Annotated in this window: 20 protein-coding genes and 1 riboswitch; of the genes, 6 read left to right on the forward strand and 14 right to left on the reverse strand. The window is 39.3% G+C overall.

Annotation, left to right across the window (positions count from 1 at the left end):
• Window positions 1-138 precede the first annotated feature (138 nt).
• Together MTF68_RS12090 and MTF68_RS12095 are read right to left on the reverse strand one after the other, a co-directional pair.
• Window positions 139-471: a hypothetical protein gene (locus MTF68_RS12090; protein ID WP_024034321.1), complete on the reverse strand. Its 333-nt coding sequence runs from the start codon at window positions 469-471 to the stop codon at window positions 139-141.
• Window positions 472-491: 20 nt separating this feature from the next.
• A complete protein-coding gene (locus tag MTF68_RS12095; RefSeq protein WP_248462636.1) occupies window positions 492-1196 on the reverse strand; it encodes a DUF2982 domain-containing protein in 705 nt (234 codons plus the stop codon).
• A gap of 246 nt (window positions 1197-1442) precedes the next feature.
• Here MTF68_RS12095 and MTF68_RS12100 point away from each other — a divergent pair, with 246 nt between their 5' ends.
• From MTF68_RS12100 to msrA, 3 genes are all read left to right on the forward strand, one after another.
• The gene (locus MTF68_RS12100; RefSeq protein ID WP_054983189.1) at window positions 1443-2495 is read left to right on the forward strand and encodes an efflux RND transporter periplasmic adaptor subunit; all 1053 of its coding nucleotides are present in this window, start codon (window positions 1443-1445) and stop codon (window positions 2493-2495) included.
• A gap of 3 nt (window positions 2496-2498) precedes the next feature.
• Window positions 2499-5606: an efflux RND transporter permease subunit gene (locus tag MTF68_RS12105; RefSeq protein WP_248462637.1), complete on the forward strand. Its 3108-nt coding sequence runs from the start codon at window positions 2499-2501 to the stop codon at window positions 5604-5606.
• An 89-nt stretch (window positions 5607-5695) separates the two neighbouring features.
• Window positions 5696-6232, forward strand: coding sequence for a peptide-methionine (S)-S-oxide reductase MsrA (msrA, locus tag MTF68_RS12110; protein ID WP_248462638.1), 537 nt, complete (start codon window positions 5696-5698; stop codon window positions 6230-6232).
• 245 nt (window positions 6233-6477) lie between these two features.
• On the opposite strand, the gene MTF68_RS12115 is transcribed toward msrA, so the two are convergent.
• The 3 genes from MTF68_RS12115 to MTF68_RS12125 all read right to left on the reverse strand — a co-directional run bounded on the left by MTF68_RS12115 (window position 6478) and on the right by MTF68_RS12125 (window position 10126).
• Window positions 6478-8307 (reverse strand): TonB-dependent receptor, encoded by a 1830-nt coding sequence (locus tag MTF68_RS12115; protein ID WP_248462639.1) that lies wholly within the window; start codon window positions 8305-8307, stop codon window positions 6478-6480.
• Window positions 8308-8343: 36 nt separating this feature from the next.
• Window positions 8344-8507: riboswitch (cobalamin riboswitch) on the reverse strand.
• An 86-nt stretch (window positions 8508-8593) separates the two neighbouring features.
• On the reverse strand, window positions 8594-9376 hold the full coding sequence (locus MTF68_RS12120) for an ABC transporter substrate-binding protein (protein ID WP_248462640.1): 783 nt from the start codon (window positions 9374-9376) through the stop codon (window positions 8594-8596).
• Between the two features lie 267 nt (window positions 9377-9643).
• Complete coding sequence (locus MTF68_RS12125; RefSeq protein WP_004588518.1) at window positions 9644-10126, reverse strand: YajQ family cyclic di-GMP-binding protein; 483 nt, start codon at window positions 10124-10126, stop codon at window positions 9644-9646.
• 150 nt (window positions 10127-10276) lie between these two features.
• Here MTF68_RS12125 and MTF68_RS12130 point away from each other — a divergent pair, with 150 nt between their 5' ends.
• Complete coding sequence (locus MTF68_RS12130; protein WP_004588519.1) at window positions 10277-10630, forward strand: VanZ family protein; 354 nt, start codon at window positions 10277-10279, stop codon at window positions 10628-10630.
• A complete protein-coding gene (locus MTF68_RS12135; protein ID WP_248462641.1) occupies window positions 10623-11525 on the forward strand; it encodes a 2-dehydropantoate 2-reductase in 903 nt (300 codons plus the stop codon). The genes MTF68_RS12130 and MTF68_RS12135 overlap by 8 nt, the downstream gene beginning before the upstream one ends.
• Window positions 11526-11551: 26 nt before the next feature.
• Here the strand turns inward: MTF68_RS12135 and thiI are convergent, their stop codons facing one another.
• Together thiI and MTF68_RS12145 are read right to left on the reverse strand one after the other, a co-directional pair.
• Window positions 11552-13009, reverse strand: a complete 1458-nt coding sequence (gene thiI / locus MTF68_RS12140; protein ID WP_248462643.1) for a tRNA uracil 4-sulfurtransferase ThiI — start codon at window positions 13007-13009, stop codon at window positions 11552-11554.
• A gap of 97 nt (window positions 13010-13106) precedes the next feature.
• Complete coding sequence (locus MTF68_RS12145; RefSeq protein ID WP_004588522.1) at window positions 13107-13760, reverse strand: TetR/AcrR family transcriptional regulator; 654 nt, start codon at window positions 13758-13760, stop codon at window positions 13107-13109.
• 325 nt (window positions 13761-14085) lie between these two features.
• Here MTF68_RS12145 and coaD point away from each other — a divergent pair, with 325 nt between their 5' ends.
• Window positions 14086-14577, forward strand: a complete 492-nt coding sequence (coaD, locus tag MTF68_RS12150; protein ID WP_004588523.1) for a pantetheine-phosphate adenylyltransferase — start codon at window positions 14086-14088, stop codon at window positions 14575-14577.
• 43 nt (window positions 14578-14620) lie between these two features.
• On the opposite strand, the gene MTF68_RS12155 is transcribed toward coaD, so the two are convergent.
• The 7 genes from MTF68_RS12155 to argH all read right to left on the reverse strand — a co-directional run bounded on the left by MTF68_RS12155 (window position 14621) and on the right by argH (window position 19751).
• Window positions 14621-15148 carry a hypothetical protein gene (locus tag MTF68_RS12155; RefSeq protein WP_248462645.1) on the reverse strand — a complete coding sequence of 176 codons (528 nt, stop codon included), beginning with the start codon at window positions 15146-15148 and terminating at the stop codon, window positions 14621-14623.
• Window positions 15141-15653, reverse strand: coding sequence for a hypothetical protein (locus MTF68_RS12160; protein ID WP_248462647.1), 513 nt, complete (start codon window positions 15651-15653; stop codon window positions 15141-15143). Before MTF68_RS12160 ends, MTF68_RS12155 begins: the two co-directional genes overlap by 8 nt.
• Window positions 15653-16096 (reverse strand): hypothetical protein, encoded by a 444-nt coding sequence (locus MTF68_RS12165; RefSeq protein ID WP_054983179.1) that lies wholly within the window; start codon window positions 16094-16096, stop codon window positions 15653-15655. The genes MTF68_RS12160 and MTF68_RS12165 overlap by 1 nt, the downstream gene beginning before the upstream one ends.
• A 204-nt stretch (window positions 16097-16300) precedes the next feature.
• A complete protein-coding gene (locus MTF68_RS12170) occupies window positions 16301-16732 on the reverse strand; it encodes a hypothetical protein (protein WP_248462648.1) in 432 nt (143 codons plus the stop codon).
• A 112-nt stretch (window positions 16733-16844) separates the two neighbouring features.
• On the reverse strand, window positions 16845-17369 hold the full coding sequence (locus MTF68_RS12175; protein WP_248451705.1) for a hypothetical protein: 525 nt from the start codon (window positions 17367-17369) through the stop codon (window positions 16845-16847).
• A gap of 11 nt (window positions 17370-17380) precedes the next feature.
• The gene (locus tag MTF68_RS12180; RefSeq protein ID WP_248462650.1) at window positions 17381-17575 is read right to left on the reverse strand and encodes a hypothetical protein; all 195 of its coding nucleotides are present in this window, start codon (window positions 17573-17575) and stop codon (window positions 17381-17383) included.
• 310 nt (window positions 17576-17885) lie between these two features.
• Window positions 17886-19751 (reverse strand): argininosuccinate lyase, encoded by a 1866-nt coding sequence (argH, locus tag MTF68_RS12185; protein WP_248462652.1) that lies wholly within the window; start codon window positions 19749-19751, stop codon window positions 17886-17888.
• Between the last annotated feature and the right edge of the window lie 25 nt (window positions 19752-19776).

Below are 19776 nucleotides of genomic sequence, written 5' to 3' on the forward strand. Positions count from 1 at the left end.
GCTTAATTAAGTGCTCCATTTTGAGGCTGGAAAACCTGTTGGTAGCTAGGCGAAAAATTCGCTAGTCAGTTGTTCTAAATGAGAACTTTTTAACACGTTTAGCCTCACAAAATGATTAAGCATTATTGTGGATTGGTATTACATATACGTATCTTGATGAATACGCACAAACAGCTTAGTGCCTATTTTTGAGTAATCTACTTTGTATTCACGCCCATCAAGCGCCTGAATAAACAACAGCTGTTTTTCTTCCCCAAAAATATCAGCGCTACTTACATTAACAATTTCAAGGTAACGCTCTTTGGCATCACGCCGGTTTTTAGGTAGGTCCTCTTTAAATGGCTCCAAACCATTTTGAGTTACCTTTATACGTGGGTGCTGCTCTGCATTTACAATGACTAGATCAAGCTTTTTATCTTTATGGATGATGGTATTGCGACCACTCTTTATAAAAGATCTTTCTTGGCTCATTATTTTTCCTACTATCGCATTTAGTGTCCAACTTGCGATGCTATAAACCGTTCAGGTGCGCGTTTCCATTTATTTAAATCGGCACTGAACGACCAAATGTCTGTCTCTAATACACTTGCGGGTAACAGTAAATTATATCCCGTTAACAACTCAAGGTGCTTGGCTCTGTTAGCAAACATAGCTATAAGTCCAGTATAGCTAAATCCTTTAGGTGAGGTGTATTGTGTCTCTTCTATTAACCATTCTGATGGGCAATTGCCATTTTTGCAATGTTTTTGAACAGCTTGCATAAATAAATTACGCTGCTCTATCAGTAGTTTTCCGGCAATGCGTGGGTGTATAGCGCTTAAAAATTTGTCCATATCATTGAGTTTTAAACCTACTGCGTTTAATTCAAGGTATTCAAGGCCGTCAGCCACCTTAGGAATACCGCTGTGGTGTAAGTTACTAACATGTAACTGCCACTGGCCATACTTATGCTGATACACAAGTAAGGACTCACTAAGCACTAAACTGTAATAAGGTTCCTGTGTTTTTAAAAAACCAATAAAAATAGCAGCTATGCACATGCTTACTAAAAAAATTTCTATTAAGCTAATTTCACCCGGGCGCAGTAAATTAAACAGCATAATAAATACTAAACCTACGCTGCCTACAGTAAGTACTTCAATGCCATTGCGCGCCCCTTGCGCCCTGTATTTTATTATTGAACTTAGCTTACCCATATTGGTAAAAAGCCATATAAAATAAAAACATAACAATACCCCAAAGTATTATTTTTCTCATTGTTAAACAGGTTTTACACTGCGGTGGTTGCTTCATCGTTTTATCATAATTTTAGTGTTAAATGGGAACAAGTAATTAGTCTCATAAATTTTTACGCCTAACGCACAAATTTATGAGACACATAACCGCCTTTTCACGGTCTTATTTCGTACAATACTTACAATTTATTTTCAGGTATGAAAACGATGTATTCAAAACAGTCAGGTAAAGCTCTTTTTCCATTTTTAATTACGCTTCTTGTTATTTTAAGTGTGTACTTATATTTGCCATCTAGCCATGGTGAACAATCTAATTCAAGTGATACACCCACACAGGTAATGGCTCATACGGTATCGTCTCAAGAAAACACCGTTATGATTGAAGCCATAGGCAGTGCACGCGCAAACCAAGCAATTTATATAAAAAGCGCACAAAGCGATTATGTTACACACATATATTTTGAAGATGGCGACTTAGTAAGTAAAGGCCAACGCCTTGTGCAGCTGCAAAATCAGCAAGAACAATACGCTGTAAAAGAGCTAGGCATTAACTTAAAAGAAGAAAAACGTCAGTTAAGCCGCCTTACTGAGCTTTCTCGTACGCAATCTACCGCGAAATCATTATTAGAAGAGCAGCTTTCTCGCGTAGATGCCACGCAAGCTCAACTAGAAAGCGCTAAAACCAAACTTGATGAAATGCTAATTACCGCACCGTTTTCTGGCTTATTAGGCAAACGAGAAGTGTCGGTTGGTGCTTATGTAAGTAGCGATACAATTATTACAACACTTGATGATATTAGTATTATAAAAGTTGACTTTAAAGTCCCTGAAAAATATTTATCTCAACTTAACCTAGGCATGAAAGTACATACTCAAAACGATGCCTACCCAGGGCGCACTTTTACCGGCAAAGTGACCCATATTAGTTCTCGTATCGACTCGATTACTCGCAGTGTAGAAGTAACCGCAAGCTTTGCTAATAAATCCGGGTTATTACGCCCTGGTATGCTTTTAAACACCGCTTTGGAGCTTAGTAGTAATCAGGCGCTTATGGTGCCAGAAAAAGCCGTGATCCCACTGCAAGATAAACATTTTGTATACCAAGTAAAAGAGGGTATTGCCAACAAGGTAGAAGTGCATGTTGCTGGCAGAAATAACGGCTGGGTAGCGATTGATGAAGGCCTTAGCGATGGCGAGCAAGTGATTACCGAAGGCATTATTAAAATTCGCCCTGGTAGCAAAGTAAGTGTTGAGGGTTAATCGGTGAAAATTACAGACACGAGTGTTAAACGCCCTGTTTTTGCCATAGTAATTAACTTACTACTGCTAACATTTGGCTTGGTGGCTTTTTCGATGCTACCACTTAGAGAATACCCAGATATTGAAACTCCTATTGTCAGTATTAGTACTGACTACACTGGTGCTTCGGCAGAAATAGTCGAGACAAAAATAACGCAAATATTAGAAAACCGGATATCGGGTATTGAAGGCATTAAAAGTATTAATTCTTCAAGCAGAAATGGGCGCTCTAATATCGTTATTGAGTTTGATATAAGCCGTGATATTGACGCAGCCTCAAACGATGTACGAGAGCGAGTTGCCCGCGCACTAGATAACCTACCAGAGCAAGTACGCCCACCAGAGGTATCTAAGTCAAACAGCGACGAGAGCCCTATAGCCTGGTTTGTACTTAACAGTGAAACCATGAACTCGCTGCAATTGAGCGATTATGCACAGCGCTTTATTGTCGACCGATTAGCCGTTGTAGATGGCGTTTCAAATGTACGTATTGGTGGTGAGCGCCAATACGCCATGAAAATTTGGCTAAACCGCCAGGCCATGGCTGCTCGTGGGATCACTTCAAGTGATATCGAAAACACCCTACGCAGCGAAAACGTAGAGCTACCAGCAGGTGAAATTGAATCTATCGACCGCGATTTTACCGTACGTACAGCGCGTAGCTATAAAGACCAACGTGATTTTCAAAACTTAGTTATTAAACGCGGTGAAGACGGCTACCTTGTGCGTTTAGGTGAAGTTGCCGATGTACATTTAGAAGCCGCCGACGATGAAAGCCTGTTCCGTGGTAACGGCCGTAACATGATTGGCCTTGGCATAGTAAAGCAAGCTAAAGCAAACACCTTAACAGTGGTAGACAACGCCCGCAGTGAACTTGAAAAAATAAAACGTAATTTGCCAGAGGGCACCACTATTCAAGACAGCTACGACTCGTCTATTTTTATTAAAGAGTCAATCAACGAAGTATATAGCACGCTTGCCATTTCTATGGGGTTAGTGGTGTTAATAATATTTATCTTTTTAGGTAATATTCGCGCTACGCTTATCCCCGCCGTTACGGTGCCTGTAGCACTTGTTGGCAGCTTTATGTTTTTACTTGCCATGGGTTATTCAATCAACTTATTAACCTTACTTGCGCTGGTATTAGCAATTGGTTTGGTCGTAGATGACGCCATTGTAATGCTTGAAAATATTCACCGTCGTATTGAGCTTGGCGAGCCTCCCTTATTAGCAGCCTTTAGAGGCGCCCGCGAAGTAGGCTTTGCAATTATTGCGACAACGCTTGTGCTTATTTCGGTGTTTGTACCTTTAGTATTTATGGATGGGCGAATTGGCGCCTTGTTTACAGAGTTTGCAATGGCTGTAAGTGCCGCGGTGTTTTTCTCTAGTATTACTGCCCTTACCCTCTCGCCGGCGCTGTGTTCTAAAGTTTTAAAAGCGTCAGAAAAAGAAAGTAAATTTAGCCAATGGATGGACCGTGTTTTTAGCAAAGTTGAAAACAGTTACCGCCAATCGCTTACCTCAAATATGACCAAAAAATGGGGCTTAATGATAAGCCTAGTACTTGCTGGTTTTGTTAGCTACTCGTTGTTTTTACAAGTGCCCTCTGAGCTTACGCCAAAAGAAGACCGCGGTACCTTTTTTATTATGATGAGCGGCCCTGAAGGCGCAAGTTATGAAAATAACGCAGCCAACATGGCCAAAATAGAAGAGCGCCTGCTTCCTTACTCAGAAGCTGGCGAATTAAGCCGTGTTTTAGTACGCGTACCGGGCTGGGGCGGCAGTGGCGGTGTTGCTATCGTTGGTATGGCCGATTGGGATAAGCGCAAGCGCTCTACCTGGGAAGTTATGGACGAAATAAGCGCCAAAATGACCGAAGTAACAGACGTACGTGCCTTTGCTATTATGCGCCGTGGTATTGGCGGTGGTGGCTCTTCTCGCCCGATTGAGTTTGTACTACAAGGTAACGATTACGAGCAACTTGCTGATTGGCGCGACCGCATTATAGAGCGCGCAGAAAAAAATCCAGGCTTGGTAAGAATCGATCACGACTATAAAGAAACCTTTCCACAATTTTTAGTCAGCATAGATAAAAACAAAGCCGCCGATTTAGGTGTGTCGGTATCAGATGTAGGCACCACGCTTGAAACCATGTTAGGGCAGCGCCGTGTTACCACCTTTATTGACCGTGGTGAAGAATACGATGTAATTTTAAAAGGCACTAAACAAGACTTTACAAACCCTACTGACATTTCAAATATTTACCTTAAATCACGCAGTGGTGAGCTGGTCCCACTAGATAGCCTTATAAGCTTAAAAGAAGAGGCCACAGCATCGCGCTTAAACCGTTATAACCGAATGCGCGCCATTACACTAAGCGCTAATCTTGCGGACGGTTATACACTTGAACAAGCACTTAACTTTTTAAACAAAGTAGCCGCAGAAGAAAACGACATTGACGGCGCTGTAGATTATAAAGGTGAATCACAATTATATTACGAAGGCGCATCGGCCATGACCTATGTATTTGTGCTTGCCCTAACTGTAACCTTTTTAGTTTTAGCTGCCCAATTTGAAAGCTTTATGCACCCGTTTGTCATTATGCTAACAGTACCACTTGGCCTAATGGGCGCCATGTTTGGCCTATGGGCAACCGGCTTAACGCTTAATATTTATAGCCAAATTGGTATTGTAATGCTGATAGGTTTAAGCGCTAAAAATGGTATTTTAATAGTCGAATTTACCAACCAACTGCGCGATAAAGGCGTAGAATTTAGCGAGGCTATTTTGCAAGCGGCCACTCAGCGCCTGCGCCCAATAATAATGACCTCTCTGACTACGGTAATGAGCGCAGTGCCTTTAGTATTGGCATCAGGCCCAGGCGCAGAGAGCCGCATGGTAATTGGTGTGGTGGTATTTACAGGGGTTATTGTATCAACATTGCTAACGCTTTATGTTGTGCCTGCGGCGTATTATGCCCTAGCCCGCAACACACAGTCGCCAGAATTTTTACAGCAAAAATTAAATAAGCAAGCCGACTTTCACCCGTTAAAAGACAGCGAAGAAATTTAACTGAGCTTACACTGCGCCGTAACTTGCTGTTACGGCGTATTCAATTTATGCTCGCCTTAATACTGTAACAGACATAATTAGGACAACTTATGAGCACATCAACACAACTAGCAACATTTGGTGGAGGCTGTTTTTGGTGTATAGACGCTGCATTCAGACGAGTAAAAGGTGTACTAAACGTAAGTTCAGGTTACACCGGCGGCCATACCGACAACCCCACGTATAAATCAGTCTGCTCTGGTACAACAGGCCATGCTGAGGTTGTGCAACTGGAATTTGACAGCGCTGTAGTAAGCTTTGAAACACTGCTTAGCATGTTTTTTACGTTACACGATGCCACGCAATTAAATCGCCAAGGTAACGATATTGGCACACAGTATAGAAGTGTTGTTTATTACCACAACGATGCACAATTAAATCAAACCAATGAGATGATAGCCCAGCTACAAAAACATATTAGCGAACCAATAGTGACAGAGGTTAGCCCTGCTACCACATATTACCCAGCGGAGCATTATCATCAAGATTACTACAACGAAAACCCACAGCAGGGTTACTGTAGTATTTTAATTGCGCCTAAATTACACAAGTTTGAAACTGTATTTAAAGAATTCTTAGCTAACTAGCTAATTTTCGTTGTTAAAATAATTCTAATACCAATCCGCATAATTAAGTGATCTATTTTGAGGATGGATAAACGTGTTGATAGCAAGGCAAAAAATTCGCTATTTAGTTGTTCTAAATGAGAATTTTTTAACGCAGATAGCGACACATTTAGCCCCTGAAAATGATTAAGTATTAATGCGAATTGGTATAAATACACATTAAAAAGCCCGATATAAATCGGGCTTTTGTATATTAAAAAACGCTATTAAAACTGATAGCTTGCACCTACAAAAAAGCGGCGCTCTGGGGTGTTGTAGTAATATACTTCACCGCTTATAAAGTCAGCTCTTGAGTCAACCACATTGTAATCTCTGTCAAATAGGTTCTCTACACGAAGCGACAGCTCAATATTATCGTTTACATGATAGTTACCCGCTAGGTTCCAAAGTGTATACGATCCTAGGCGCGTTACTGCCCCCTCGCGATCACTGCGGTATTGCATATCAATGCGAGCATCAAAATCACCAAATTGCTTTGCGAGCTCCCAATTAACAGTGCGCTTGGCAACATTGCGTAGCTCATCGCCGGTTTCTTTGTTTTCGGCACTTAAATATGCAAAATTAAAGTGGCTATCAAAACCTAAAATTTGCTGTGTAAGGCTAAACTCAATCCCCTCATAACGTGCTTCACTTACGTTAACTGGAAAAAAGTTAGTATCTAAAGAAATTTTATCCTCAATATCGTTTCTAAAAATAGCAACATCAACACTTGCTACATCAAAATCTACATTTAATCCAATCTCTCGGTTTAATGATTTTTCAGGCTCTAATTCAGGGTTAGATGAAGGCGGAAAACCTGGAAAGGCTGGAAAATATAAATCGTTAAAGGTAGGTGCTTTAAAACCAGTACTTTGACTTATTCTAAAGGTTGCATCTTCAGATAAGTGATAGCCAGCTGCCGCAGTGTAAGTAGTTTCGTCACCAAATTGCTCATCATCATCTTGGCGAACAGTTAAATTAGCTAACACTTTCTCAGAGTTGTAATATGCACCAATAAATACAGCTAACACATCACGCTCTTGTACATCATACTGTGTTGAGCTGTGGCTTACATCATCATTGTACCAGTTAACACCGCCACTAATATTAAGTACCTCTGATAAATTATACTGACCGTTATAATCCAATTGCACACGTTTAGTTATAAAATCATTTTCGCCAAATGCTGAAGTATCGTGTGAATCATCAGTTGCAAAAGCAACATTTATAGCATGAGATTGGTTAGTGTAGTGTTTATTCCAGCCTGCAGATAACTGATAGTTTTTAAAATCCCCTCTTTCAACGGTGCTCGTTGCAGGGCTAAAGCTACTATCGTAATCTGCGTAACCTTCGCTGTACTGACCGAGTAGTTTAAAGTCGCCGTAGTGCTCATCACTGTAATTTACTTTAAAGCCTAAGTTTTTATTTTCATAACCGTCGTCATCAGGAGCCACACCTTGTAATGCGTCAAAACCATCTGTTTTTTCATATCCTGCATTAAACGATGTTGTCACATCCTTTGAGTTAACAGAGCCCGCTACTTGATAGTTTTGATAATCATCTGATCCAAATGTAGCATCAAGCGACAAGTTATTAGCATCACGCGTTATTATATTGATTACACCAGCAAGTGCGTCTGAGCCATAAACTGCTGCACGTGAGCCTTTAATAATTTCGATACGCTCAATGCTGTTTAAAGGTACATTATTAAGTGCTTTTTGGCCTAGCGTTGCCGAGCCCGTACGGACACCATCAATTAAAATTAATGTATCGCCAGAACCCGTACCACGTAATGACACACCCGCTGTTTGCCCAAAACCACCATTAGGGTTAATTTGAAAACCCACTTGTGTGCTTAGTAAGGTTGGTAAATCGCGTACATTGCTTGCATCTATTTCAGCGCGCTCAATAATATTAACGCTGGCTAAAACATCGTTAATTGATTGCTCAAATTTATTAGCAGTAACGGTAATTTTTTCGATTGAATTATCTGTAGCAGACACAGAAAAAGACAGCGCAGCGGTAATTGCAACGCCAAGAGTTGTTTTATTTAGCATGATGTTCCCTATCTTTGCCCACCGCAAAGATTTAAGTAAGTAAGATTACTTCAAGGCCGGTCTCCGGACTCAGTAAACACATAAATGCGTTAATACTTTACCGTTGCGGGGGCAGTGTTGGGATTGCTTTTGTCATAAAGGCGCACCAACTTCCCGATTATCTCGCTGTTAGTTTTAATACTTTAAACCCTGTATTTAGCAACCAGCAAGCACCTTGAAAATAGGCGGTTATTGTGAGCAGTTTGTTTACAAATGTCAACGGACGTCTATATAGCTAAAGGTTATATTATTTATTTTCAGTAAAGCTGGATGTTACGCCGTATGAACTTAAAAGCGCTGTGATTTTAGGTTTTATTTCAGACGAATTTAAAAGCTTATCCATTTGTTTTACCGTAACTTTACTGCGCGCAGGATTAACTAAAAAATGAGTATCGTATATAGCATCTGGGGTATTACTCTTATAAAGCAGGTTCATATTAAAAATGTTGTTCTTTTTAAAGTATTGATAAGCTATGTTATTTAACACCCCTACATCGGCACGCTTTAATAGCAGCATTTTAACAACGTTAAACTCATCGATTGTTAAACTAACTTGGTGTTCTTCACTTAAATACTGTGCATCGGTTTTAAAATCAGCAAAACGATAGGAATACCCCAATACTCCCGCTTTTGTTAAAGCATGTAAGTCATCGAAATAGCTTTGCTTTTGGGCGTTTTGTGCCAGCGTATACAACTCATTTTTAGCAATAACATAAAAGCTCGTTTCCTGTAAGGCACTTCTTGCTACTTCAGGCACCCATTGCATAGCCATTAAAAACAACATGTCGAATTCCCCCCATTCGACCCACTTTTTGAGCCTTTTTACAGGCAAAGAGTTAAGAGTAAATTTATATTCGCTTTGAGAGTCATTGAGTATTTTTACAAACTCAGGCGCTAACCCTTGCTCTTTTTCGGCATTAATAATAATTGGAAAGTAACCGTCCTCTACCAACACATCTACATTTATTGGCTTGGCAAAGCTAAACTTACTGCACGCAATAATAAGTATAAAAACAAGAAACTTAAGCATTCAAAGCCTTTAACAGTCGCTATTAAGTAATATTGATATTAAGAATAGCCTAATATACGCAACTGCGTGATAAGCAGGTTTAATAATGCATTTAAATAACGTTAAAAGAATATGGAATAACAGTGGTCTAATTTTACACAGGTAAAAGGGGTTTAGGCTTGCGGGTAAGTAAAGGCTGTAATTAGGGCGGGGTAAAATGTGTGGCTAATATATTCAATAACCACACATTTAAATTTTCACTTTAAAATACTAAAGACACTTAGCTAATTAATCGCGAAAGTTTTTAAACTGGAAAGGCTGACCTAAATCTGCAGTGCGAACGACTTGCATAGCAGCTTGTAAATCGTCACGCTTTTTACCCGTTACACGTACTTCTTCACCTTGAATAGCAGCTTGTACTTTTACTTTTGAGTCTTTAATGGCTTTAACTACTTTTTTAGCCATGTCTTTCTCAATGCCTTGTTTAAGTGCAACATTACGAAACACGTTTTTACCAGCACGAGTGATGTCTTGCAGCTCCAAGCTTGCTACGTCCATACCACGCTTAGAAATTTTACCTGCTAAAATATCAAACAATTGCATAACTTGTGAGTCAGCTTCAGCTTTTAGTTTAATTGTTTTGTCGTTTAGCTCAATTGATGCGTCAACACCTCTAAAGTCAAAGCGCGTTTCTAGCTCACGGTTGGCGTTATCTACTGCATTTTTAGCTTCGTTCATTTCTACTTCTGATACGATATCAAATGAAGGCATTGGGTTCTCCTAACTATTAAATCTAAATTTATGCGCCGATTATAACGCTAAAATTATAAATCTTTACATTTTTCTGCCAGTTGTTCAGGTGCGATACTAATTTAGTTTGATATACTGCAGCCTCTTTTTTAAGCGGTTTTAGGATTTATCGTGACAAGGCGTGTTTACCAAGCAGTTTTTTTGATTAGTATTGTGGTGTTTACCCTCTTATTTGCCAAAGAAATAAAAGGCGGCGTTACGAACTTATTTCCACATGTTGATAAAGTTGCCCACTTTGGGATATTTTTTATACTTGCCATCATTATGGATAAAGCCTTTAAGTTACCGCTGTACACGCAAGTACTTTTGCTTGCGGGCTACGGTGCAGCAATAGAAATAATGCAAGATGCGCTTCCCTACAGGCAGGCCTCGTTAGGTGATTTTGTTGCTGATTTTGCCGGTGCAGCCACGTACTTTTTACTAAGAACCATTTTTACTCCTCGAAAAAAGAACCCTTATGGCTAATATTCTTATTATTGGCGACGGCGCTATTGGTTTATTGCTAAGCCATTTTTTATCTAAAGCTCACACTGTTCATGTGTTAACACGCAAAGCCACTGCAAATACACGCTTTTATTGCAAAGCAAAACAGCCTTCGCAAAAAATTAATGCGCGGTTTATTACGCTTAAGCAAATTAATGAACAGCCCGCGTTTGATATTGTTATTTTTGCTGTAAAGGCTTTTCAGGTGCAATCGGCCTTTACGCAAATTAAGCCCTTTTTATCGCCAAGTAGTGTACTTATTGTATCGCACAACGGTATGGGTAATGTTGAAACGCTCAATGAGCAACTCGATAAGCAACAAGCGTTGTACTTTTTAACCACCAGCATGGCTGGCTTTAAAACAAACGACTTTATAGTACAGCACACCGGTGAAGGTAAAAGCGTATTAGGTGCCTGCAACCCTTGCGCGCACAGTTATTGCCAAGCAATGTGTGAGCAATTGCAAAACGTGCCGCAGCTAAGCTACTGTACTAATATTGAGCAGCTACGGTTTGAAAAACTATTAGTAAATATTGCCATAAACCCATTAAGCGCACTGTATGATATTAAAAATGGTCAGTTACGTGCCCCTTATTTTAATAGCATTATTTTTAACTTATTAACTGAGGCATGCCAAATAGCTCATGCTTTAAAGCTTGATATTAAACTTGCCGATGCGCTTAACAACGCTTATAACGTAATGATGCTAACCGCTGAAAACTACTCATCAATGCATCAAGACGTAGCGCATAACCGACAAACCGAAATAGACGCCATTTGTGGCTATATTAGCCAACAAGGTAAGCGATTAAATATCAGCACCCCGCTAAACGATGCTCTACTTGCTAAAATTAAGGCAAAAAAAAGCGTGGTATAAACCACGCTCTAAATTACGGTTAACCTTTACGGGCGGTAAACTTTTACACCCGTAAAGCCTGCTTCATGAAGAATAAGCGCCTGTAACTGGCTCATAACCCCTCTTTCACAATACAGGTAGTAATCCTTATCTTTTGGCAGATCACCAAATTTAGTCGCTAAGCGGAAAAACGGTAAATGCACTACATCTATACCGTCAATCTCAAGCGGCGCTGCATCCTCTTCCTCTGGTGAGCGAATATCAACAACCACTGCACCCGCTGGTAAATCAACTACCGACTCAGCTTCTTTAAGTTCTTGCTTAGCTTCTACGTCTATATCACGCACATCCATAATGCGAGCGTTTTCAACAACAGTATTAAGCACATCAAAGTCGAACTTTTCTTCTTCGGCTTTAATAACGTCAAGTTTAGCTTTAACCGTTGGCTTTTTAGATATTACGCCACAGTACTCAGGCATGGTTTCGGCCATTTCTGCGGTGCCAATTTTACGGGCAATATTAATAATTTCTTGTTTGTCGTGCTGAATAAGTGGGCGCAAAATCAGGGTTTCTGTTACGCGGTCAATCACACTTAAATTAGCTAAGGTTTGGCTAGAAACCTGACCTATACTCTCACCAGTTACCAAGGCTTGAATATTTAATTTTTCGGCTACTTGGCTGCCAGCACGCATCATCATGCGTTTTAGCACAACACCCATTTGGCTGTTTTCAACGTTCTCTAAAATTTCGGCTACAACCGGTTCAAAATCAACCGTGATAAATTTAACTTTATGAGTAGAGCTAAATTTTTTCCATAAATAGTAGCTGGCTTGTTTAACACCAATTTCGTGTGCTGCGCCACCTAAATTAAAGAATAAAAAGTGCGTGCGAGCGCCTTTACGGATCATCTGGTAACTTGCTACACCTGAGTCAAAGCCGCCTGACATTAATGAAAGCACGTCTTCTTGTGTTGGCAGTGGAAAGCCTGCCATACCTAGGTGAGTTTGCGTAACTATGTAGGCTTTATCGTCCTTTACTTCTAAGCGAATAGTTACTTCTGGGCGGCTTAACTTAACGCGAGCGCCTTCAACGTGCTGGTTTAAACCACCACCCACGTAACGCTCTAAGTCCGTAGAAGTAAAGTCGTGTTGACCAATACGCTTTGCGCGTACACAAAACGTTTTACCAACGATGGTATGCCCTACTAGGTCTATGGTTTTTTTATAGATATCGTCAAGCGTTGTGAAGTCAGTTTCGGTCACTTCAATAAATTGCACAATACCAGGAATGCGCTGCAAGCTATCGATAAAGTTTAGGCGTGTTTGTGCATCATCAAGCTTAGTTACAACAGAAATATTATCCCAGTTGTTTCTTACTTGTACTTTTTCGTCAACACGGCGCAATACAATTTTAATGTTATTTTCTAACACTTTAGTAAAGCGTTTACGTACCGAACGGCTTTTAATGGCAATTTCAGGATGTAGTTTGACGATAAATTTAAGCATAGTTCACTCTTAGACTGCGGGAATTCGCGCTCCCAGGCATTGGGCGCGCGATTATAGCAAAAATTTTTGCGCCTAGGAACTAACCAACTAACAGCAGTTAGGCAAGCGCTGGCGCTTGCTCTGCAAGTTGGGTGTATTTTTCACGTAACTGATTCATTTTAAGTATGCTTTTTTCGGTGCTGTAAGCCCTAAATAATGCTAATACTTTTAAAATGCCATGATAAATATCTTGCTCGGCTAAATTACCACTGAGCCTACGCGCTTTAATATACGGAGTCCAAAAACTAACGGTTAGTTTAAGAGTATGGGCAAGTTCGAGCGCATCTTGCTCTTCTATGGCAATCATTTCGTTATCGCGCAGGCCTAAAATAACTTGGCGAACCTGCTCTAATAAAGTTGACTGAAAACCAATGTAGGCTTGTTTTAAGCTTTCATCCCTTGAGAGGATGTCGCCTAAGTTGTCGTAAAAAAAATGATAGCGCCACATTAGCTCAAATAATGAATCTAAATAAGCAGTTAAATGATCAAACGCATCATCGTTTGCTTCAATGGGTTTAAAATGAGTATGTAAATGCTCGCTGTAAAGCGCAAAAATATGTCGGATAATGTCTTCTTTATTTTTAAAATGATAGTAAAGATTACCCGGGCTCATCCCTAAATGTGATGCAATATGATTGGTTGATATTGCACGCTCACCATGTTCATTAAATAACGAAATACTGGTGTGTATTATTTTATCCTTAGTATTCATATGCGACGACTCAAATTAACTTATAAACTACATTACACTAAATATCAGCCTTGCAGTATAAACAAATCGGGCTGGTTTAAATACCATCATAATTTACTATTTTAAAAACGAAGTCTGATTATGCTCCACGCAGACATTTGCAATAATGTAGTGCTGTTAGCTAACGCAAAGCCTAAGCAGCGTAATTACACTTTAAAAAATGGTAACGCATTTACAGTGCTTTTACTGATTAAATATCAAACATAAAAGCTCAACCTGATCTCCTAGGCTGATTTGTAGAACAAACACTGATAGACTACTTAAAAAATAATAGTTAGTGAAATCTATGAACGTTACGGCAATCTATCCTGGTACATTCGACCCGTTAACCAACGGCCACACCGACCTAATTCAGCGCGCAGCTAAAATGTTTAGCACGGTTATTGTTGCTATTGCTCATAACCCTTCTAAAAAGCCGTGCTTTAGTCTCGATGAGCGAGTTGATTTAGCCAACACTATTTTAGGGCATTTGAGTAATGTAAAAGTGATTGGCTTTTCAGGCTTGCTAGCCGATTTAGCTTTTGATCATAAAGCTGATGTGCTTATTCGCGGTATTAGAGCGGTATCTGATTTTGATTACGAATTTCAGCTCGCAAATATGAACCGCCGCCTAAATCCAGATTTAGAAAGCGTGTTTTTAACACCTTCTGAGCGCAACTCGTTTATATCATCAACCTTGGTAAAAGAAGTTGCCCGCCATAATGGCGATGTGAGCGAATTTGTAAGCCCACTTGTAGTGGATGCTTTAAAACAAAAGTTAGGCTGCGACGCAAGCTAAAAAAAACACAATTAGCGCACTTTAGGTGCGCTAATATACCTAACTACTTTTTAGCCATAACTTGTAATTCATTGCGGTTAAATAAAGTGCGTTTAAGCTTTACCAAGCCTAAAATATCTTTGTCTGTAATTAGTACTATTGCCATTGTGAAATCGCTAAAATACATCCCAAAAATATATACCGCCCAAAACCACCAATAGTAAAGTGTACCTTGTATAACAATGTCGTAATGCATACCTAAAAATAAACAGGCATTAAAGCTCAGCCCTACAATTAAATAATAAAAGGGCGTAGGTATAGTTTGTTTGGTGAAATTACGCCACAGAAGTAAAACCAAGATAGTTACAGCATCATAATAAAAATAATTTAAGTGCGGTGTTTCTATAATTGGATCCATAAACAAACTAGCTATGTAGGATACCATCATTACAAATGAAAGTTGTGCCCTGCTCTTATCTGACTTATTAATACTTGCAGATAAGTTATACAAAAAGGCAATAAGAAAAAACCACGTAAACAAAATACCTACGTTGTACCCTAAATCGACCAGTCCCCAAAGAACATCAGCCACTTTGCTTCAACCTCATAACACCGTTCACCAACTTATCAGTAGCATGCACTAACATTAAAAAATCCTTTTTAACGAAAAAAATACCAACCATGATGATATCCATCATATTAATAACAACTGTATAAACAGACCAAAACCACCACGGTTCGTAATTACCACGTACAAACACATCTATGTGCATAGCTAAAAATAATAACGAATTGATGCTCAAGCCAAATAATAAGTAAGTAGATATGCGCTTTTCAGGTAGGAAATACCGCAGAAATAAAATAAAAAATAAAGTGCCTACATCATAGCAAAACAGTTCTATGTAACTAATGTTGTAAATATCTATAACTGTACTTAAGCAGTAAGAAACTACCATAACTAAAGATAGCCATACTGCCTGTTTTGATGGGTTGTTAATGCTAGTTGTTAGTGAATATAAAAAGGCCATTAAAAACCCCCACTGCACTAACGCACCGATATAAACTGACACTTCAGGAGGGATTAGAACATTATTCACTATTGTGGTTTCTTAGCAAAGAACGAGTAAATAAGGTTTTTGAAATAAATAATTTTTAAAAAGTCTTTATTAATAAACAGCACTAAAATCATACTCAGATCAGAAATGGCCACCACTGATGAATACAACCCCCAAAACCACCAATAGGTGTAATTATGTAAAATATAAGAGTCTAAATACATACCTAGAGCAAAGCACATGTTGATACTCAGCCCAAGCATAAGATACATAAATGCAACAGTTTTCTCTTTAATATAAAAGTATTGGGCAATAATTAAAACCACAATGGTGATAGCATCTAAAATAGCGAGATCAAGGTAAGTAATGGTTTGGTAATTGAACAAAACACCTGGAAAATACGAAATAGCCATAATCGATGAAAGTATAACTAACGCTTTAAAGCGTGAATTGATAGATGAGACTAAAGAATATAAAAATGCCATGAGGAACCCCCATTGCAATACCACACCGATTATATGGGCAATTCTCACATCTAATAAAAAAGAGATGATATCCATCTTAAAAGTAAACGCTAATAATAAGCACCTCAAAAATAATAAACAACACCATTAACTGAGCACCTAGCTTAGTATTTTACTTATCCAAACTATAACTTTCATCGCCATAAACGTATCGATACTTCGTCTTTAAAATGCTAGCTGCAAAAGCCACCTTTTAAGCTTAATTAAGCCTAAAAAGTCTCTATTGATAATTAGTACGGCGATCATACACAAATCAGAAAGCATAACAGCCGATGAATAAAAGCGCCAAAACCACCAGTAGGTGTAATTATATAGAATATTGGTATCTAGATACATGCATAGGGCTAAAAAGGTGTTAACGCTAAGGCCGAAGATTAAGTAGACATAAGCTGTCGTTTTCTCTTTAATAAAATAACGCTGAGTTACATACACAGCAACTAAAATAGCGATATCTAAAAGGGCAAAATCTAAATAAGTAACCGTTTGAAAGTTTGTGAATATCCAAGGCAAATAACCTATCGCCATAATACTCGAAAGTACAACAAAGCCTTTAAAGGGATTATTAATAGAGGATACGAATGAGTATAAAAAGGCCATGAGAAACCCCCACTGCACAATAGCGCTTAATATATAAGCGAAATCGAAGTTAGAGATTAAGATAAATATACCCAATGATGTGAAGCTTTTAAATTTAAATTTTATTTGCTTATTAAAGCTTTGAACTTTTCATAAAAAGCTGGCTTGTGAATGTCTTAAGTTTATGAATGCCAAGAAAGTCTCGATCTACAATTAGAGCAACGATCATGGTGAAATCTATTATATTCACAGAAAAGGTATAAAAATCCCACAAAAACCATGGCTCTTTAGTTTGGTAAATATAAATATCACAGTAAATTAACAAACTGAAAATAGAGTTTAAAATAAGGCCTGTTATAAGGTAGAGAAAAGAGGGTGTACTATTTTTAGAAGCTTTATACGCCAATAATAAAGCGCCTACTGTCGCATAGTCGTATAAAGCCCAATCAAGATAGACAGTACTTTTAAGCGAAAACCAATTAAAAAAATAATCTGAAGCTGTGTAAGATACCATCATAATTGCTGAACTGAGTAATAGAGTAGTTTTTCTCTTTACCCCAATTGAATAAACAAATACATTGAATAAGAAGGCCATTAAGAACCCCCACATCGTAAATGCTGATAAGGAAAAAAAGCCAAAAAACTCAGTTAAAAACATTCATTACCTTATTATTTAGGTCTAATTGGAACTATAATCCCACCACGCTGTAAATCAGCACTCGCAGCACTCATCGCCTCTTGAGAAAAACTTACTGTATCAGATTGTAGGGTTTTAGGGCTAGCAGTTTGTTCCGTTGCAGGCTGTAATTGTTGTGTTTTATTGTATGCTTGCATTTGTAATTGGCTATTAGCTGAAACTTGCATGTGATTGATCCTTGTATAAGTTTTAATATTATTTGGCGCAACTTTTAATCACACCATCATGTAGGTAATTGCATTACCTGTTTTAAGCAGTGATAGCTATTTTGCTATCTGACTTATACAAAGCAACCAGCGTGCCAAGATTTTTTGACATACCCATAATATATGCTAACAAGGTATTTTATTCACACTAAGCCTTAAGTTAACCCTTGCAACTAAAGTGAAAACTCGCACCCCAAACTCATCTGACCAGCTTATTATACACATAAAAAAACGTACAGGGGTAACCGTACGTTTTTTATATCCAGGGAATTTAAGCCACGTATTTACACGGGATCTCCGCACGTGTACTTGGCTTTAAAATATATTCCATTGCTACTTCGTCACAGTTTTCTTTACGAAGGCAAAGTTCGCAATCTTTCATTACCTTCTCTGGTAACGATTCTTTACTACAAAAAGTAAAACGTTGCTGTTCAAAAAAGTCTGGCACACGGGTTAATACAATAACGCGATTAAGCGCCAATTTTTTGGCTTTTGCTAATAAGTGCTCTACAAGCTGCCTACCCTGCCCAGTTACCGCGCTTTGTGGATCTATGCCTAAAGAGCGTATTTCAGCAAGCCCCGTGTCGTAAATGTATAACGATGCACATCCCGACACTTTGCCGTCTATTTCTGTTACTGCAAACTCGTTAATTGAATGCACCATGTCGCTTTTAGCACGCGGCAAGTTTTCACCTACCGTAGCCCAGTGCTGTATCAGCCTAGCAATATCTTCAACATCATCTAAATTTGCATCACGAACCGTTATTTGCTGTTTTTTTTTGGCTTCTTTAACCGCTTTAGTAACTTGTTCAATAGATGTACCGCCAAGCGCTTGACGAGCTTTAATACAGGCATCTATTTCAAGTACTGGGTAAACGTCATCTTCAAATACGTCATTAACTGACTTGTACTGCTCAAGCGAAAGCTCCTCTAAGGTTTTACCTTCGCTTATAGCAAGCTGCACAAGTACACCCACAATGTGGTGGCCTTCTCTAAATGGCACACCTTTAGCTACTAAGTAGTCTGCAAGCTCTGTCGCATTAGCATGGCCGCCTTTTGCCGCTGCAAGCGTTTTATCGCCGTTTACTTTTACGCCTTTAATACACGCTTGCGCCATGTGAATACAGGCAAGCCAAGTTGGCATAGCGTCAAAAAGACCTTCTTTGTCTTCTTGCATATCTTTATTGTACGCAAGAGGGAGTGCTTTTAAGGTCATCATCATGGCACTAAACGCACCAAATACACGGCCCGTTTTACCACGAATAAGCTCTAGTGCATCAGGGTTCTTTTTCTGCGGCATTAACGATGAGCCAGAGGTAACATTATCAGCAAGCTCTATAAACCCGGCTTCACCAGAATTATAAAATATTAAATCTTCAGCCATACGTGATAAATGAATCATAGAAATAGAAGCACAGCTTAAAAGCTCTACTACAAAATCACGGTCAGATACGCCATCAAGGCTGTTTTTAGTTGCGCCAGTAAAGCCTAGGCCTTGCGCCAAAGCTTGGCGATCAATTGGGTAGGCAGTACCTGCGAGTGCACCACTGCCTAGAGGGCAAAAATTAAAACGCGCTTTGGCATCTTGCAAGCGGCTTTCATCACGCTCTAGCATTTCTACATAAGCCATACACCAATGACTAAATAACACAGGTTGAGCGCGTTGCAAGTGAGTATAACCCGGCAAAATAGTGCCTAGTTCACGCTCTGCAAGGGCAACAAATTCAGCTTTTAATCCGGCAATAGCACCAAGCAAATGATCAGCAGTATCGCGGCACCATAATCTAAAGTCAGTGGCTACTTGGTCATTACGGCTTCGGCCTGTGTGTAGCTTTTTAGCTAAATCACCTACTTTTTCGATTAGTGCAGCTTCTACGTGCGAGTGAATGTCTTCTGCACCTGAGGTTGCCACTGCTTGTGGATCTGCTTTTACTTCTTCAAGCAGTTCATTTAGTGCTGCAACCAACTTGGTGTGCTCATCGCTTGTAAGTACATTTACTTGCTCAAGCGCACCTGCCCATGCCACAGAGCCAATAATATCTTGCTCTGCTAACTGATAATCGAACGGAAGTGAGTCGTTAAATTGTTTAAACGCCTCATCTGGACCCGTAGAAAAACGTCCGCCCCATAATGCCATGAAATCTCTCCAAACCCTGTAATGC

Origin of the sequence: Pseudoalteromonas sp. 2CM37A, from assembly GCF_023161885.1 — a bacterium.
Taxonomy (GTDB): domain Bacteria; phylum Pseudomonadota; class Gammaproteobacteria; order Enterobacterales; family Alteromonadaceae; genus Pseudoalteromonas; species Pseudoalteromonas atlantica.